Raw genomic sequence first — 15692 nt, 5'->3', positions numbered from 1 at the left:
TGTTGATTTTAAATGATATTTTCTACTTATCTTGTCCAGCAAGGTTTAGCCAAATTCAGCCACAGCCAATGTTTTTTGTGGGCACAATGTGGGACAGGAATTTATGGCGGAGAGTCCCATGCCCAAGGTGGCCAAGCAGTTGTCGGAGCGCGCTGTCGCAGCGATCAAGACGGAAGGAAGGCACGCTGTCGGCGGTGTGCCCGGCCTGCACTTGCGGGTGAGCGCAGGCCACCGGGGCTGGGTGCTGAGGGTCCAGGTCGGAGACAAGCGCCGGGACATTGGCATCGGCGCCTACCCCGCTGTGGGCCTGTCCGAGGCCCGCGACAAGGCGCGGGACATCCATGACGGACTGCGCGAGGGCAAGGATCCGACCGCTCCGCGCAAGCAGCAGCGCATGGCCCTGGCTGCCCAGGTCGCGGCCGACAAGACCTTCCAATGGTGCACCGAGGAATTCCTGCGCGCCAAGTCCGCGGAATGGAGCAACCCCAAGCACCGGCAGCAGTGGGAAAACACCCTGCAGACCTACGTTCTGCCGCACATGGGCCACCTCAGCGTCGCCTCGATCGACCTGCCTCACGTCCTGGCCTGTCTGGAGCCCATCTGGAGCACCAAGAACGAAACCGCGAGCCGCCTGCGGGGCCGCATCGAATCCGTGCTGGACTGGGCCACCGTGCGCAAGTACCGCACAGGCGAGAACCCGGCGCGCTGGAAAGGCCACCTGGACAAGGTGCTGGCTGCACCCTCCAAGATCCAGAAGGTCGAACACCACCGGGCAGTCCCCGTCGATGACATGCCCGGCTTCATGCGCGAGCTGCGCCTGCGCGAAGGCCTTGCCGCCAGGGCCCTGGAATTCGTCATCCTCACGGCAGCGCGGTCAGGCGAGGTGCGAGGGGCCACCTGGGACGAAATCGACGAGCGCACGGGCGTCTGGACCGTTCCTGCGGAGCGCATGAAGGCCGGCAACGAACACCGCGTTCCCCTTTCCTCGGCCGCACTGGACCTGCTGCGCCAACTCCCACGCCTCGAAAGCACCCCGTTGCTCTTTCCGGGCACCAAGGGGCAGCCGTTGTCCGACATGACCATGACAGCGGTGATGCGCCGCATGAAGGTGGACGCCGTACCCCACGGGTTTCGCTCGACATTCCGGGACTGGGCCGGGGAGAAGACCCATTACCCGCGTGAGCTGGCGGAGCAGGCATTGGCCCACACGCTCGAGAGCAAGGTGGAGGCAGCCTATCGACGTGGGGATGCGTTGGAGAAGCGGCGGCAAATGATGGAGGAATGGGCGGGCTTCGTGGGGCCAACTCACTAAACCGCTGAGGCAGCAGGAACCCTCAGGCTATTCAAGCTGGTGCGGAGTCACTCCACACTCTGTCCTATAGGCGTCCAATGAGACGCGCGGAGGCACTCCGCGGTACTGATCCCTTTACGACATCAAGGTGTGCAGGCACGGGAATGTTCGGATAAATACGGTGCGATCGCATTCTTCGGGATGGCTCCGTTTGCTGCCACCGCTCCGCCAAAATGGCGCTGGGCAGCCTCAACTCCTGCGCTGCACGCATGCGATGCCCAACATCGCGACGAGGCAGGACATGACGATCAGACCCCATTGGGACAAGGTAGGGATGCTGACGGCCTGTGCCTGGGCGGTGAAATTGGCGGTTACCGCCATAGGACTCGTCACTGCCGCCAAGTTGCACGTTGCCCCGTTGCAGTCGCCGCTCCAGCCGCTGAAGACGAAACCCGCATTCGCGGTAGCGGTGCAGGTGGAGGCACCTCCATCGACCACGATGTTCGCGGTGCAGTTGACGGTGCCCCCACTGGGGGGACTACGCTTGAGGTGAGATCGTGTCCCAAGTTGGCAGAGCAGCTGGCATTGGCTCCTCCGCCGGTCCCGCTACATGCCCACGTGTAGGTTGAGGGGCCAGCGGTGACGGCAGATGCAGTCCCTGCTGAGCACAAATTGGCCGCAGGGGGCGCGGAAAACAATCCTCCGTGCGAGGTGCCGCAGACTCCCGGTCCAACGTTCTGGATCAGCAGGTCGTCCAATAGAAGCAGGAACTTGTCATTGGAGGCGTTGCGGAACGCGACGCGCACAGTTTGCCCGGCAAATGCACCCAGGGACAGTTGACGCGTGGTCCAGGTGCTTGCCTCCTGGGGGACGGTATGGAGCAAGGATGTGAAATCCGCAGGAGCGCTGCCACCAGTCGAGATGCGAACTTCGTATCCGTCTGGGTAGGCCGGATCGTAGGTCACGGCCTTCCAGGAAAGTTGCGTGTTCGCGGCAGCAGTGATGGGCGGAAGGACCAGCCAATCGTCCGCAGCGCCTACAGGGTTGTAGTAGGACGTACTGAACGCGGCGCAATTACTGACGTTGAAGTTGAAGTCTTCGCGGACGATCCAGGCGTTATTGACATAAGCGACTTGGGCATCCGGCATGCGGCCATCGACATTGTGTGTCGTCAGCGGAGCGGGAACGGGTCTGGGGGTACTAGCAATGCAGTCATTGTCGAAACTCTCTTCATAAAGAGTCTGGGCATGGCCCGAGCCAGCGTAAGCGACAAAGGTGACCAGCGCCACCAAGAATGGAGTGAACGGGCGCATGGTGTCAGTGGAGTTGCAGATTGGAAGGGCCTGCGCAGCATAGACGATACACAAGGCGGCATTGATTGAACAAATTTATCGGCAGCGCCGACGCCCAGTGCGCGGTTCTTTAAAAGGGAATCTCGTCGTCCATGCCTTCTTGCGCACGGCCACCGCCGCCCTCCCGCAAGGCCCCGCCTAAGGTCCTGGCCACGATGCGGCGTCTATCTGCCTGGTTGGGCCGAGCGGGCTGGGCACTGCGTTCAGGAGCCACTCCCGGTGCGAATTCCGCATGGGAGGCCGGCATGCTGGAGGCCGGCGGCCGCGCGCATCCATCCTCGCTGCTGCTTTGCTGGACGCCCGACGGCTGTCAGGGAGCGGAGACACGCAGTCCCCGAACTGGAGGCACCGCAACCGCCATCGTGCTTGCCGAGATGCATGGCATCCCCGTGATCAATATGGCACTGCAGGGCTGGGAGCAACGGCTCTGGACGTACTGGAGCCTCATCGCGCCCTCGCGCCACTGGGACTTTGCCGTCCCGATCGCTATATCGCCGCGCCCAGAGCCCGAACCCAAGCGGAAGCGCGAGGGCTGGACACCTCGGCCCACACCGAGAGGTCGCCAGCAAGGCGAGCGAATCGGCCACAGCACCATGTCTGGGCCGGCGCAACCAAGCTCCAGCAATTTTCTGACCGCTCAGCTCTTCTAGCCAAGCGGGGTTCCATGCCCGAACTCTGCGCGATAGCAGTTCTCGTTTCCCTCTAGGCAGACCCGCAAACGCCTATGCTACGCTTTCTCACAAATGCACACGTTTTTGCAGCCGATGAGATTCGCCTCTGACAGCCGCAAGTTCACCTGAAACACCCCAGCGTCCTCTGAGGAGCGTCGGATATGAGACGAGCAGTTTTCTATGCGGCCGCTGCGCTGTCACTGTGCAGCAGTCTTGCGGGCCAAGCGAATGCCCAGGCATTCACGGAGAACTTCGACGATGTCAGTTTGCTCGCGGGCAATGGCTGGTTCATACAAAACAACAGCAGTCCGCTGGGACCGAACGCCTGGTATCAGGGAGTTCCCACTACCGCGACTCCAGACCCTGGGCCGTTCAATGCCTATAACGGAGCAAACAACGCCTACATAGCGGCCAATTTCGCCAGCACGACAGGCGGCTCGGGCACCATCAGCAACTGGCTGCTCACTCCGAATCGCACATTCCGCAACGGCGATGTGCTGACATTCTTCACGCGAAAACCCACGATCCTTGGCGGTCAGACCGATTTTCCCGACCGTTTGCAAGTCCGCTTGAGCACCAACGGCGCGAGCACGAACGTTGGATCCGGAGCCACCGCCGTTGGCGACTTCTCGACGGTTTTGCTGGAGATCAATCCGACTTTGGTGGCAAACGTCTATCCCCAGACGTGGACCATGTACACGATTACAGTTTCGGGCTTGCCAGCTCCTACCTCCGGCCGCATGGCGTTCCGCTACTTCGTGACCAATGGGGGGCCTTCAGGATCAAATTCCGACTACATCGGTGTCGACAATGTGGTGTACACGCCCTACGTTTGCCCTGCGTTCACTATGTCGTCGGGCGGAGCGTTGACCGGTGGCTCCTGGGGGCAAGCGTACTCAACGGCGTTGACGCAAACAGGTGCGTTGGGTGCGCCCAATTTCGCGGTCACGTCGGGCGCACTGCCACCTGGGCTGACACTTGCCGCGAACGGGACCATCACCGGTTTCCCCACGACGCTGGGCACGTTCCCCTTTACGGTCACAGTGAACGACGCCAGCGGCTGCAGCGGGTCTCAGTCGTACTCCATACAGGTCACGCCAGCGGCGGCCGGTTTTCCCCTGAATGTCGTCGCGGTCGCAGGCAATGCTGAAGCCACCGTCAGTTGGGACGCACCCGCCTCCGATGGAGGCAGTCCTGTCATCGACTACACGATCACCGTGCAGCCCGGCGGCGGTACCTGGACTGCGCCAAGCTCACCTTTTGTCGTGACCGGCTTGACCAACGGAACGCCCTATACCTTCACGGTCACGGCGAACACTGCTGCAGGCTCTGGAGCTCCATCCACAGCGTCGACAGCAGTCACGCCGCTAGCGCCAGTCCCAGTTGCTATCCCCACCTTGTCCGAATGGGCTCTGATGGGCTTGTCTGCCATTCTGGCCATGTTGGGAACGGTGGCAATGCGTCGGAAAGAACGGACCTAACCCGCAGGCCTACGACATCCGCAGCCTGATTTCGTCTCGGGCGTTTCCGCTGACGCCAGCTCACCGCAGGTTTTGCGCTACTTCCTCGCATAGACCTGCGCAGCAAATGGCCAGCTCGGGCGATGGCTCCTGGTCTGCAGGTCGGCGCAAGAGCTCGTATCCACGGCCCCCTCTGGGGCCGTTTCCATTTTCGAAGTCGCAGTAGAAACCGAGGAGCAATCGTCTTCTACTCGTCCAGAAGCAGCTTCTAGACTTCCCTCACAAATCCCCGGTGCCCCTGCAGCAATTCACCAACCCTCGCGGTCCAAGTCCGCGCGGGCAAGGACTGCGAAAACACATCTCAGTCCATAGCCTCTAACTCCCCTTCCCCCTTACGCAGTTCATCCAGCACCGGTCACACTCTCATAAAGCGGGTCGTCGCGGTGGTGGGCGACGCCATGGCCACCGAGGAGCTGCGTGCGTGGCAGGCTCGGATGGGCCTTTCCGGCCGCGGCGCAGCGCGGCTGCTGGGGATGCCGGTCAACACATACATCGACCGCGTGAACGGGACTTGCCATTCCAACAGCCGCCCTGTCGTGGTTTCGCGCACGCTGACGCTGGCCTGCGCGGCCTTGGAAGCGGCCAGCCTGTTGTCGGACTCGCGGCAGCCCTGAGGCGCGAGCAACTGTCTTGCAAGTCAAGCGTTTTCAAGCGAACGGGCCTGGTCGGAATGGCCTTTCCACAATTATTCAATGATTGTTGTATTATTGAATAATGAATGAAAACCAAGCTGTTTCCGCCCTCGGTGCCTTGGCCCATGCCCAGCGACTGCGCGTGTTCCGCGCCCTGGTTGTTGCCGGCCCCGAAGGATTGACGCCCAGCGTGCTGGCCGACGAGCTTGACGTGGCCCGCAACGCGCTGTCCTTCCACCTGAAGGAACTGGCCCATGCCAGCCTCGTCACGGTCGAACAGCAGGGCCGCAATCTGATCTACCGCGCCGACTTCTCCCAGATGAACGGGCTGCTCGGCTACCTGACCGAACACTGCTGCCAGGGCGGCACCTGCGAGGTCATTGCGTCCGCATCTCCCTCCTGCACTTCCTGCTGAAAGGCTTCCATGAAACGCTTCCACGTCCACCTACACGTCGATGACCTGAACCGCAGCATCAGCTTCTACTCCCAGCTCTTCGCCGCGCAGCCGGCCCGCATCGAAGCCGATTACGCAAAGTGGATGCTTGAAGACCCGCCGGTGAACTTCGCCATCTCCACGCGCGGCAGCAAGCCGGGCATCGACCACCTGGGCATCCAGACCGACGATGCCGAGGAATTGGCGGCGCTGAAGGCCCGCGCCGAAGCGGCCGACATGGCGCTGCTGGATGAAGGCACCACGACCTGCTGCTACGCGCGCAGCGAGAAGCACTGGGTCACCGACCCGCAGGGCGTGGCCTGGGAGCATTTCCACACGCTGGGCAATATCCCGGTCTTCAACGAAGCGCAGCAAGCCGCGCCCGCGGTCGCCCCGGCGTGCTGCTCGGGCCCTCCCGTTCTTCCTGCTGCTAACGCGAGCTGCCCATGACCCAAGCCACAACGGCCGGCCGCGCGCCGGCCGTCTCCTCCATGAGCGTCTTCGAGCGCTTCCTGACCGTTTGGGTGCTGCTGTGCATCGTCGCCGGCATTGCCCTGGGCCAGCTCGCGCCCGGCGTGTTCCAGGCCATCGGCCGCATGGAGGTCGCCCAGGTCAACCTGCCCGTGGGCCTGCTGATCTGGGTGATGGTGATCCCGATGCTGCTCAAGGTGGACTTCGGCGCGCTGGGCCAGGTGGGGCAGCATTGGCGCGGCATCGGCGTGACGCTATTCGTGAACTGGGCGGTCAAGCCGTTCTCGATGGCGCTGCTGGCATGGATCTTCATCCGCCAGGTCTTCGCCCAGTGGCTGCCCGCCGACCAGCTCGACAGCTACGTCGCCGGCCTGATCCTGCTGGCCGCCGCGCCCTGCACGGCCATGGTCTTCGTCTGGAGCCGGCTGACGGGCGGCGATCCGGTGTTCACGCTGTCGCAAGTCGCCTTGAACGACACCATCATGGTGTTCGCCTTCGCGCCCATCGTCGGCTTGCTGCTGGGCCTGTCGGCCATCACGGTGCCGTGGGACACGCTGCTGGTGTCAGTGGCACTCTACATCGTCGTGCCGGTCGTCTTGGCCCAGCTCTGGCGCCGCGCGCTGCTGCGCCGGGGACAGGCCGCCTTCGATGCCGCGCTGTCGCGCATAGCCCCGCTGTCCATGGCGGCGCTGCTGCTCACGCTGGTGCTGCTGTTCGCCTTCCAGGGGCAGGCCATCCTGCAGCAGCCGTTGGTGATCGCCATGCTGGCCGTGCCCATCCTGATCCAGGTGTTCTTCAACTCCGGTCTGGCCTACTGGCTCAATCGCCGGCTGGGTGAGAAACACAACATCGCTTGCCCCTCGGCGCTGATCGGCGCGTCCAACTTCTTCGAGCTGGCCGTGGCCGCCGCCATTAGCCTGTTCGGCTTCCAGTCCGGCGCAGCTCTGGCCACGGTGGTTGGTGTGCTGATCGAGGTGCCGGTGATGCTGCTGGTGGTGCGCGTGGTCAATCGCTCGCGCGGCTGGTACGAGTGCAGCCCGACCCTATCCTCCCGATAACCGCCAGGACATGCCCATGAGCACCATTACGATCTACCACAACCCCGCCTGCGGCACATCGCGCAACGTGCTCGCCATGATCCGCAACAGCGGCGAAGAGCCCACGGTCATCGAGTACCTCAAGACGCCGCCCGACCGCAGCACGCTCACGGCGCTGATCGCCGCCATGGACGTGCCCGTTCGCGCCGTCCTGCGCGAGAAGGGAACGCCCTACGCGGAACTCGGCCTGGCTGACGAGAAGTGGAACGACAAACAACTGATCGACTTCATGCTCCAGCACCCCATCCTCATCAACCGGCCCATCGTGGTCACGCCACTGGGCACGCGCCTGTGCCGGCCGTCCGAGGCCGTGCTGGACATCCTGCCACAGCCGCAGCGTGGCGCGTTCAGCAAAGAAGACGGCGAGGCGGTGGTGGACGCCAAGGGCCACAGGCTCTGACACCTTCCGCGCAGACAGCCACGCCGTCTGAACCCGCCACTTTCAGGACTGTGCCAGGTGATCATTCCATGGCCGCCCGGTTCTGACCATCGCATTCATGATGACCAGCAGCTTGCGCATGCAAGCCACGATGGCCAGATTCTTCGGTTTGCCAGCCGCCAGCAGGCGCTCATAGCACTGCCGTATCACGGCGTTAAAGCGCATGGCGACGATTCGATCCGTCTCCAACGGACGCCAGGGTTCAAGTGGATACCGGCGCCAAGCGCTACACAATACCGTATCGCCGCCACTCCAACGAGGACGCGCATTCGGCGCTGTCATCAGCGAGGCCCTGATCGCGCCACTGCTCGCGTTGGCGGGCGGTGCCCGCACCGGCACACGCAGGCCAGGAATTTACGAAGAATTGATGCGTTGCGACTGAGACGGGAATAGAGACTTTACGGGGGTCGATTCGAGAATCTTGAACTTGCCCCGCATCCACGGACGGTTATCGGCTTGATTCTCAAGCCGGGATCTGGTCTTCCTCGTTGATCTCCGTTGCCGCACGCGCCTCGGCGACGACGCGGCGCTCGAACTCCACGGGTGAGTGGTAGCCCAGCGCGGAGTGACGCCGGCGCGGGTTGTACCAGCCCTCGATGTAGCTGAACAGCGCGGCCTTCGCCTCCGCCTTTGATCGGAAGCTGCGACGCTCAATCAGCTCGCACTCGAGCGTGGCGAAGAAGCTCTCGGCCATGGCGTTGTCGTACGCGTCACCCACACTGCCCATCGACGGGCGCACGCCCATCTCGGCGCACCGTTGGCCGAACGCCAGACTGGTGTACTGGCTGCCTTGGTCCGAGTGGTGGATGACGTCGTTGGGCTTGCGCTGGGCCAACGCCATGTTCAGCGCCGCCAGCACGAGCTCCGCAGTCATGCGCTCGCCCATCGACCAGCCGACGATGCGCCTGCTGAAGACGTCCATCACGACCGCCAGGTAGATGAAGCCTGCCCACGTCGGCACGTAGGTCATGTCGGCCACCCATAGCTGGTTCGCCCGTTCGGCGCGGAAGCATCGCCTCACGAGGTCAGCCGCTGGACGTTCGCGCGGGTCACGCCGGGTCGTCACGGTGGAGGCCCGTCGTTTGCTGATCCCTTGCAGGCCAGCTCGGCGCATGAGGCGGGCGATCCGCTTTCCTCCGACGCGCACGCCCTGTGCCGCCAACTCGGCCCTCACGCGTGGCCGGCCGTAAGTCTCACGGGAATCGGCGTGCACCTGCCTGATCCGCTCGGTGAGCACCATGTCGTCCATCGCGCGCTGGCTGGGTGCCCGGTGCTGCCAGTCGTAGAAGCCGCTGTGGGACACGCCCAGCACCCGGCACATCGCTCGAATGGGGAAGTCGGCCTGGTTCGCGTTCATGAGTTCGAAGACGGTGTGAACGTCTTGTCGCTCTTGGCGGCGAACCAGGCCGTAGCCTTTGCCAGAATGTCGCGCTCCATCTGGACTTGCCGCAGTTGCCGGCGCAGCCTTGCGAGCTCCTCACGTTCGGCCCCGATGAGCGCGCCCGTCGGAGCCTGGTTGCGTGACGCTTGACCACCAGCGGCACTGACCCAGTTGGCGATGGTCTGTGCGGTCACATCGAACTCACGCGCCAGCTCTGCCGGTGTCCTGCCAGCTCGCACCAGCCCCACCATCTGCTCTCGGAACTCCGCCGGATATGGCAGCCTTGTCTTGCCCATCTCGAACTCCTTGCTCTACAGCGTAAGGTGTCCGTCAAACCGGGGCAACTTCAGTGCCGCGTTGGTTTCCCGCAGCAAAATCCACAAGAAAAAGATCTTCTTGATACTGGATGAATGGCGCATGAATGCCAAGCCCCCGATCGAATGGCTTGAAGCACACCAAGATCATCTGGAAGTGCATGGAATTCCGGATTCAAAAAGGGTCGCGCCTACTCCTCAGGTTTGCATCATCGGGCCATAAGTTAAAGGCGCGTTCAGACACTTGGGTGCAGCATCTGGCGCCAGCAAATTAGTTCGAAGGCACAAGAAGTTAGTTCGCTTCATTGGGAGCATAGGCACAGATGCTTCTGCTAACTTGGATAGGTACCAAGCGGCTCAGTTCTGTCCTGTGGGGGGCGGCGCCGCGCGCTTGTTGGGCATGTCGATAGGGTGAACGGGACCTACCTTCCAACGGTCGCCCCATGACGGGGTCACACATGTCCCTGGCATGCGCGGCACTGGAGGCAATGGCTCTGATGTCAGTCTCTCGGGATGGGTGAAGTCACCTGATACGACGCAGCCGACAGCGGGATGGCCGGTCCCAGGACTACGCGCACGTCGGATCGGTCCCACGCGCCCTTCTCTCCCAAGGCAAGAAGCTGAAGCCAAGCCGCAGTTCATATGCGGCTACGTCTTCACTTCCAACCACCAGGAGAACTTCATGCGCAACAACGACGAACGCCGCCAGCGAGGACAGGGTCGCGGCTACGGCAACGACGACGAGCGCGAGGGGGCGCAACAGCCCGAACCGGGGGAGCGAACCGCAGGCAAGGCGGCTATGAAGGGCGCAGCCGGTTAGCTACAGGCCGTTCGCCTACCCACCGCGGCACGTGCGCGAGATCTAGGCACTCTTTCCTGCTCGGTCCAGGCCGTTGTCAATCAGTCGACCAAGAGCTCCTTGGTTCGCAAGCCCAAATCAAAGCTCGGTCGTCCACCCATTTTGCGCGCTGTAAATGCATCACGCGGAGCAACTATTTGAGGCGAGGTCGCAGCAGCCTCACACTATCAAGGTCATATTGGACCGATATCCAGGATCTGTCCAATCCGACGTGCTTCCTCATGCAGACGCTCGACAGTTTCCTGCAGCCTCCGCTCGTCCGCGAACTCCTCCGATGCGGCGGAAACGCCGAGTGCCAGCGTGCGCCCCAGCGCACTGGGCATCCGGACCGCCAGCGAAGTCTGGAGGCTATTGGGGTACTTGAAGATCGCGAAGGCTTCCTCGGCAGGCAGGGACAGAGCCTGGGCCAGTGCGCTTTCTGCGGGCAGCATGCTTCCCACGCGCAGGTTCGCCACATGCAGCCGCCTGCGCTCGGCGGGCGCCAGGGCACGGGCGATGATCAGAACACCGATGTCGCAGGATTCGCCGACGTTCGAGGTGCCTGAGCAGGCATCGGCCAGCGATTGCACGGTGGCCTGCACCGTCTCCGATATTCCCGAACTCTCCAAAGCGGCAAAGCCGATCTCCAACACCTTGCTCGTCAATCTCCATTGGCTGTCATGCCGAGCCACGTAGCCCTCTTCCTCCAGGGTGAGCAGGAAGCGGAGAACCGTTGCATGGGGAAGATCGGTTTCCTTGCACAGTTCCGAAAGCGATGGGCGCACATGGCCCCGGAAGGCTCTGAGCAAGGCAAGGCATCGTTGGATAGACCGGTTGGTTTTCATCAACTTGGGAAAGAATTGCTGTCAGGCAGCAATTCTAGGAGGGCCATTGCAGCGCCAGCCCCTTGGCGAGGGTCGGCATGCGTGTCCTCCATGCGGTCTATCTCACATGGCTAGCGGCGCCGCTTCATTGGCAGGCAGCGGACATTTGCCCCAAGTGGTGGTGGGTGTCGCCGAAGGTCATCTCCAACTGCGTCAAACGCTTGAAATAGTGGCTCACCACGCACTCATCCGTCATGCCGATGCCGCCATGCAATTGAATCCCCTGCTGGCCAACGAAGCGCATGGCGCAGCCCAGTTGGTACTTGGCGCGCGAAGCTGCCAAATGCCGCTCGGCGGGTGCATCGTTGAGCTTCAAGGTGGCCAGATAGCTCATGGATCGTGCCAGTTCGAGCTGCGTCTTCATATCGGCCACCCGGTGCCGCAGCGCCTGAAAGCTGGCCAATGGCACGCCGAACTGCTTGCGCACGTTGAGGTATTCCAGGACTTCGGCGAGCATCGCCTCCATCACGCCGACGCCTTCCGCGCACGTGCACGCTATCCCCAGATCCACGGTGGCCTGCAGCGTCGCATCCCCCTCCTGGGTAATAAGGTGCGCCTTGGCGCCATTCAGCGAAAGATGGGCGACGCGGGCGCCATCCAGCGTCCTGTAGCTGCCCAAGGCAACACCGGGGTCGTTCCGATCGACCCAGAAAAGCGCCAGGCCTTGCGCCGTGGTGGCGGGGACGATGAAGGCATCCGCTTCGTCCCCCGCTGCCACCAGGGACTTCTGCCCCTGCAAAGACCAATGCGATCCTGCCTCGCCAGGCGTGGCGGTGGTCGTGCAGGCGGAAAGCTCGTATCTCGCGCCAGGCTCCTGGTAGGCCAGAGCGACGAGGCTGGCGCCTGATGCGACGCTTTCCCGCCAGGCAGGCGCCTCCTGCGCCCTGGATCGGGCCAGTATCCAACTGGCCAGGAATGCCTGCATCAAGGGCTCCAGCACGATGCCGCGCCCCAGTTCCTCCATCACGACCATCATCTCGACCGGCCCCAACCCTAGCCCTCCGTCTTCTTCTCCCAAAAGAAGCGCGGGAAGTCCGAGCGCCGTCAGTTCGGCATAGGCCTCTTTGGAGAAGCCGCTCGATTTTTCGATCTGCCGCCGCCGCTCGAACGTATAGCTGCGCCGCACCCAGGTGCCGACGGCCTCGCGCAATTGATCCTGTTCGGATGAGAAATCAAAGTCCATGACTGTTCCTAACCCAGCAAGGCCTGGGCGATGATGTTGCGTTGAATTTCGTTGGATCCGCCGTAGATGGTCGTCTTGCGCAGGTTGAAGTACGTTCTGGCCAGCGGCGCATGGGTGCGGTCGCCATCGGGATAGCTCCCAGCCCAATCGATATCCAGCGCTTCCTCGATGAAGGGCAGAGAGGAAGGGCCTGCTGCCAGCATCATGAGTTCGCTGTACCTTTGCTGGATTTCACTGCCCCGGATCTTGAGCAGGCCGGCGATGTCCAGCGCCTTCTTGCCGGATCTTTCCGCGGAGAGGACGCGCAGCACCAGGATTTCCAGCGCCTGTATGTCCACCTCCAGTTTCGCGATTTCATCGCGGAACCGGATATCGGCCAGAAGATTCTGCTGTCTTGCGATGCGCTTGAGCCGCCCCAGTTCGCGCTTTGCCCTGGCCACCTCGGCAATGTTCGAACGCTCATGCGCAAGCAGATGCTTGGCATAGGTCCAGCCGCTGTTTTCCTCGCCGACCAGGTTTTCCACCGGGACTTCGACATTGTCGAACCAGACCTCATTGACCTCGTAGTCGCCATCCAGCAATTGGATGGGGCGCACGGTCACCCCAGGCGATTTCATGTCGATGAGCAGGAAGCTGATGCCACTTTGCGGCTTGCCATCGAATTTCGTGCGAACCAGGCAGAAAATCCAGTCGCCGTACTGGGCCAGAGTGGTCCAGATTTTTTGTCCATTGACGACGTAAACGTCGCCCTTGCGCTCGGCCTTGGTTTTCAGCGACGCGAGATCCGAACCGGAGCCCGGCTCGCTGTATCCCTGGCTCCACCACACCTCGCCCGAGGCAATTCCCGGCAGAAACCGGTCCTGCTGCGCTCGGTTGCCGAAAGTCATGATCACGGGAGCCACCATGACCGGGCCGTAGGGAATCAGGCGGGGCGCGCCTGCCAGGGCGCATTCCTCTTCGAACAGGTGGCGCTCGATGATGCTCCAGCCCGGGCCGCCAAACTCCTCGGGCCAGCGGTAGGTCAGCCAACCCTTCTTGCCAAGGATCTTGTGCCAGCCTTGCATTTCCTCCCGGGAAAGGCGCCATCCGTTGTGCACCTTCTCGGCCGTCGAGGCCGGCAGGTTTTCCCGGATCCACAGCCGGACTTCCTCGCGGAATTTTTCCTCTTGTGCGGTGTATTCGAGGTCCATTGCTTAAATTCCAATCATGGTGGTTGTCTTCATGGATCGGCCAGGGTGAATCCCGGGCTTCAACGCCGGCCCGATTTATTGAGGAATGATTTGAAGATGGCCTGCGTGGCTTCGCTGTTGATCAATGCCCCGAAATTGCGCACCTCGTCATCCAGCGCGGCCTGAACCGCGGCTTTGCCGTCCCGCGCCAGCATTCTCTTGGTGGCGCGCAGCGATGTGCCCGGAAGCCGGCTCAGGTTCTTCGCCGTCGCGCGCGCCATGTCGAGGGCCTGCCCCTGGGGCGCGGCGGCAGTCAGAAGACCTGCGGCGAAAGCCTCGTCGCAGTCGAAGAAGCGGGCGCTCATAAGCCAGTCGCGGGCCTTTCTCGGCCCTACCACACGTTCCAGCAGATGGCTCGATGCGCCTTCGGGGCACAGTCCGAGTTCCACGAACGGCATCCGGAACCTAGCGCCCTGGCCGGCATAGACAAAGTCGCAATGCAGGAGCATGGTCGTTCCAATGCCCACGGCAAAGCCCTCAACGGCGGCGATGACGGGAATCTCGATGCTGGCCAGCTTGCGCAGGAATACCACGGCGGGGGAATCCCCTTCCCCGCGCTTCTCCTGAAAATCCCCGATGTCTGCGCCGACGGTGAAATTGCCGCCTTCGCCATGGATGATGACCGCATTGCATTCCGCGTTTTTCTGTATCTCGTCCAATGCGTCCGCCAGCTGGAAATACATGGCGCGGCTGAGGGCATTGCGTTTCTCCGGGCGGGAAATCCGCAACTCCAGCACCCCGTTTGCAAATTCGCTCTGAATCATTGAATTCTCCGGTTGATCCGTACGCGGACGGCTATCCGATGGAAATGCGGGCGGACTTGATGAGCTTGCTCCATTTATCCGTTTCCGCCGCGATGAAGCGCGTGAATGCCTCGGGCCCGGCGCCAGAGACGATGCCGCCCATCTCCTCCAGCTTTGCCGATATTTCCGGCATGGCGAGGATGGCGCTCAGTTCGCTGTGGAATCTTTCGATGATGGGCTTGGGCGTGCCGGAGCGCAGCATGGCGCCGAACCATCCCGTGATCGCATAGTCGGGCAGCCCCGCCTCCACCATGGTCGGAACCTCGGGAAGCATGGGCGAACGCGTGGAACTGGTGACGGCCAGCGCGCGCAACTTGCCCGTCTTGATGAGTTGGAGAGCGGAAGGCAGGTTGTCGAACATCATGGGCACGTGGCCGGCCATGGTGTCGCTGAGACCCGGCGCGCTGCCTTTGTATGCGACGTGGGACAAGCGCATCTTGGCCTTCGCCGCGAACAGTTCCCCGGCCAGATGCAGCGACGTGCCGGCACCCGGCGTCGCATAGCTCAGGGCCCCGTCCTGGCGGGAACTATAGGCAATCAGTTCCTGCACCGATTTGACCGGCAGCGCCGGGTTGATCACCAGCACATTGGGCACCTCCAGGAGCAGGGTCACCGGCGCCAGATCCTTGATCGGATCGTAGGGAAGATTTCCATACAGCGAGGGGTTGACCGAGATGGGGCCAATGTTCCCCATGAGCAGGGTGTAGCCATTGGCCGGCTGTTTCGCCACGTAGTCCGTGCCGATGTTGCCACCCGCACCGGGCTTGTTCTCGACCACGATCGGCTGCCCGAGGCGCTCGCCGAGCTTCACGGCGATGACCCGGGCCAGCATGTCGGTGGTGCCGCCCGGCGGATAGGGCACCACCCACTTGATCGGAGCGTTTGGCCAGGATTGGGTGCGCCCGGCGAGAGGATGAAACGCCGCCAGGCAAAGAGCCGAGCGGAGCATGAGGCGTCGCGAAGCAAGATGCGTCATATGTCTCCAGAGGGATGATTGATGTTCACTAAATGAACATATACTTCATTCAGTGAAAATAATCATATCCGTCGGTCTTGATCTGTCAAGCACGGTTGGCGCAGCGCTGCCCCTGCGCCCGCTAGTGCGGCGAGGTGCCGGGCGGCCGGAAGGCCGAGGTGTTCGTGGGGTTTCTTGA

Annotated in this window: 17 protein-coding genes and 1 pseudogene; 8 read left to right on the top strand and 10 right to left on the bottom strand. The window is 62.5% G+C overall.

Annotated elements, in window-relative coordinates:
* Positions 1 to 118 precede the first annotated feature (118 nt).
* Complete coding sequence (locus tag AAG689_RS02310; RefSeq protein ID WP_406624597.1) at positions 119 to 1312, top strand: tyrosine-type recombinase/integrase; 1194 nt, start codon at positions 119 to 121, stop codon at positions 1310 to 1312.
* 228 nt (positions 1313 to 1540) lie between these two features.
* Here the strand turns inward: AAG689_RS02310 and AAG689_RS02305 are convergent, their stop codons facing one another.
* Complete coding sequence (locus AAG689_RS02305) at positions 1541 to 1789, bottom strand: IPTL-CTERM sorting domain-containing protein (protein WP_406624596.1); 249 nt, start codon at positions 1787 to 1789, stop codon at positions 1541 to 1543.
* Positions 1681 to 2604, bottom strand: coding sequence for a choice-of-anchor J domain-containing protein (locus AAG689_RS02300; protein WP_406624595.1), 924 nt, complete (start codon positions 2602 to 2604; stop codon positions 1681 to 1683). The genes AAG689_RS02305 and AAG689_RS02300 overlap by 109 nt, the downstream gene beginning before the upstream one ends.
* Before the next feature lie 871 nt (positions 2605 to 3475).
* Between AAG689_RS02300 and AAG689_RS02295 the strand changes: the two genes are divergently transcribed.
* The 6 genes from AAG689_RS02295 (at position 3476) to arsC (ending at position 7867) form a co-directional block, all read left to right on the top strand.
* Positions 3476 to 4795 (top strand): IPTL-CTERM sorting domain-containing protein, encoded by a 1320-nt coding sequence (locus AAG689_RS02295; RefSeq protein WP_406624594.1) that lies wholly within the window; start codon positions 3476 to 3478, stop codon positions 4793 to 4795.
* Between the two features lie 437 nt (positions 4796 to 5232).
* On the top strand, positions 5233 to 5448 hold the full coding sequence (locus AAG689_RS02290; protein WP_406624593.1) for a hypothetical protein: 216 nt from the start codon (positions 5233 to 5235) through the stop codon (positions 5446 to 5448).
* A gap of 100 nt (positions 5449 to 5548) precedes the next feature.
* Positions 5549 to 5881 carry an ArsR/SmtB family transcription factor gene (locus AAG689_RS02285; RefSeq protein WP_406624592.1) on the top strand — a complete coding sequence of 111 codons (333 nt, stop codon included), beginning with the start codon at positions 5549 to 5551 and terminating at the stop codon, positions 5879 to 5881.
* Positions 5882 to 5890: 9 nt separating this feature from the next.
* Positions 5891 to 6349 carry an ArsI/CadI family heavy metal resistance metalloenzyme gene (locus AAG689_RS02280; RefSeq protein ID WP_406624591.1) on the top strand — a complete coding sequence of 153 codons (459 nt, stop codon included), beginning with the start codon at positions 5891 to 5893 and terminating at the stop codon, positions 6347 to 6349.
* Positions 6346 to 7428, top strand: a complete 1083-nt coding sequence (gene arsB, locus AAG689_RS02275) for an ACR3 family arsenite efflux transporter (protein WP_406624590.1) — start codon at positions 6346 to 6348, stop codon at positions 7426 to 7428. Before AAG689_RS02280 ends, arsB begins: the two co-directional genes overlap by 4 nt.
* A gap of 16 nt (positions 7429 to 7444) precedes the next feature.
* Positions 7445 to 7867 (top strand): arsenate reductase (glutaredoxin), encoded by a 423-nt coding sequence (gene arsC / locus AAG689_RS02270; RefSeq protein ID WP_406624589.1) that lies wholly within the window; start codon positions 7445 to 7447, stop codon positions 7865 to 7867.
* A 42-nt stretch (positions 7868 to 7909) separates the two neighbouring features.
* Here the strand turns inward: arsC and AAG689_RS02265 are convergent.
* The 3 genes and pseudogenes from AAG689_RS02265 to AAG689_RS02255 all read right to left on the bottom strand — a co-directional run.
* Positions 7910 to 8080, bottom strand: a pseudogene (locus AAG689_RS02265) (IS110 family transposase); the annotation flags it as partial.
* A 289-nt stretch (positions 8081 to 8369) separates the two neighbouring features.
* Positions 8370 to 9583 (bottom strand): IS3 family transposase gene (locus tag AAG689_RS02260; RefSeq protein WP_406624588.1). Its coding sequence is split into 2 segments (ribosomal slippage): positions 8370 to 9325 and positions 9325 to 9583, totalling 1215 coding nucleotides; the frame shifts between segments, so codons are not numbered across the junction.
* Positions 9584 to 9617: 34 nt separating this feature from the next.
* Positions 9618 to 9764 carry a hypothetical protein gene (locus AAG689_RS02255; RefSeq protein WP_406624587.1) on the bottom strand — a complete coding sequence of 49 codons (147 nt, stop codon included), beginning with the start codon at positions 9762 to 9764 and terminating at the stop codon, positions 9618 to 9620.
* A 519-nt stretch (positions 9765 to 10283) separates the two neighbouring features.
* Here AAG689_RS02255 and AAG689_RS02250 point away from each other — a divergent pair.
* On the top strand, positions 10284 to 10421 hold the full coding sequence (locus tag AAG689_RS02250) for a hypothetical protein (RefSeq protein WP_406624586.1): 138 nt from the start codon (positions 10284 to 10286) through the stop codon (positions 10419 to 10421).
* Between the two features lie 212 nt (positions 10422 to 10633).
* On the opposite strand, the gene AAG689_RS02245 is transcribed toward AAG689_RS02250, so the two are convergent.
* From AAG689_RS02245 to AAG689_RS02225, 5 genes are all read right to left on the bottom strand, one after another.
* Positions 10634 to 11284, bottom strand: a complete 651-nt coding sequence (locus AAG689_RS02245; RefSeq protein ID WP_406624585.1) for a helix-turn-helix domain-containing protein — start codon at positions 11282 to 11284, stop codon at positions 10634 to 10636.
* A 124-nt stretch (positions 11285 to 11408) separates the two neighbouring features.
* Positions 11409 to 12506: an acyl-CoA dehydrogenase family protein gene (locus AAG689_RS02240; RefSeq protein ID WP_406624584.1), complete on the bottom strand. Its 1098-nt coding sequence runs from the start codon at positions 12504 to 12506 to the stop codon at positions 11409 to 11411.
* 8 nt (positions 12507 to 12514) lie between these two features.
* Positions 12515 to 13696, bottom strand: coding sequence for an acyl-CoA dehydrogenase family protein (locus tag AAG689_RS02235; RefSeq protein ID WP_406624583.1), 1182 nt, complete (start codon positions 13694 to 13696; stop codon positions 12515 to 12517).
* Positions 13697 to 13755: 59 nt separating this feature from the next.
* A complete protein-coding gene (locus AAG689_RS02230) occupies positions 13756 to 14499 on the bottom strand; it encodes an enoyl-CoA hydratase/isomerase family protein (RefSeq protein WP_406624582.1) in 744 nt (247 codons plus the stop codon).
* 31 nt (positions 14500 to 14530) lie between these two features.
* Positions 14531 to 15514, bottom strand: a complete 984-nt coding sequence (locus AAG689_RS02225) for a Bug family tripartite tricarboxylate transporter substrate binding protein (RefSeq protein WP_406624581.1) — start codon at positions 15512 to 15514, stop codon at positions 14531 to 14533.
* Positions 15515 to 15692 lie beyond the last annotated feature (178 nt).

The organism is Acidovorax sp. SDU_ACID1 (genome assembly GCF_045291395.1).
Taxonomy (GTDB): Bacteria; Pseudomonadota; Gammaproteobacteria; order Burkholderiales; family Burkholderiaceae_C; genus MR-S7.
The sequence above is the reverse complement of the archived record's forward strand: the minus strand, read 5'-3'. Positions and strand labels throughout refer to the sequence as shown.